Here is a 1175-nt window from a genome sequence, read left to right as displayed (position 1 = left end):
AAGGTGGAACTGACCATCTGGGTTTTCTGCCTCTAATACATCACCGACTTGTAGGTTGTCTAACAAGGCATTCGACACGCGGCCACCCGCAATACGCTTAACGGAGATAGCATAGCGACCAGGGCGAGATGGGCTAGACGATAAGGTATATCTACGACCAATTTTCTTACCATTGATATCCACCTCAATCGGTAAATGTTGGCCCGGTAAGTAGTTTGGTAAAGAACCGTTGCTCGGTTCTAGCCATAAGGTCACGAAATCTTGAGCAATCTCTTCACGCTCAACACACGTCAGCGTCATGCGCACAGGTGAGTTGTCCGGATAAAATTCCGGCTCCTTATATTCGAGCACTTCAACTTTATCGCCTTGGCGAATAATGCCCTCATTGCGCGCCACAAGGTTTTGTCCAAAGAACACACCTCCTCGTTCATTGGCGCGGAACTGTTGCAACGTTTTGAGCGGTTCTTTGCTCTCACGGAAAGTGCCACGTTGAGTATTGATCGTAGTAAGAATACAACGCTCACAAGGTTTGAGAGATTCGAACTCCACTTCCCCGATTCGGATGCGCTTCCAAGAATCTTCTTCAAATGGCTTGGTATCAGATACGACTAAGTTTGTGCGGAACTGATCCATGGAGTGTTGCTCAGAACTTCTTTTGTTCAATTCCTCTAGCGAAGCTTGGCTGATCACCAACACTGGATAGCCGTCAGCAAAACTCACATTTTGTCCCAGGCTTTCACGGACACGATTGGATTGTTCACCGCTAAAAAGCAACTCTACGCGCTGTCCCAATACCTGACTAAACCAATCATCCGCATCATCGGTAGTCGTGTAAGCGGTGAAGGTATCTTTCCAAACCGTTGCAGGTGTCTCCTGCATTTTGAAATCTTGATAACGGATTTTAAGTGGTTCCATTCCCAAGCTACTGAACACCACCCCATCGGCAAGCAACGCTGATTTCACGGTTACCATTTGAGGGTACTTTCGCGCAGTGATCATCGAACCATCGGCTTTGGCAATCATAAAACGACGGTCAAAACTCAACCCTTGTTTTTCTACCCATGCGGACGAAAGCGACACACCTCCGACTGATTTAACCGGAAAAACATTGATTTGGGATAAAACGGGTTGCGACATAGCCTTCTTCCTACGGGGGATCTTTATTTGTTGCAGTA

1 protein-coding gene is annotated in these 1175 nt (G+C 47.1%); it reads right to left on the bottom strand.

Annotated features, from left to right (window positions below):
* A partial coding sequence (locus tag R7P67_RS25490; protein ID WP_318086408.1) for an MOSC N-terminal beta barrel domain-containing protein occupies positions 1–1137 on the bottom strand: 1137 nt, incomplete at its 3' end.
* Between the last annotated feature and the right edge of the window lie 38 nt (positions 1138–1175).

The organism is Vibrio sp. Vb0937 (assembly GCF_033338855.1).
The sequence above is the reverse complement of the archived record's forward strand: the minus strand, read 5'-3'. Positions and strand labels throughout refer to the sequence as shown.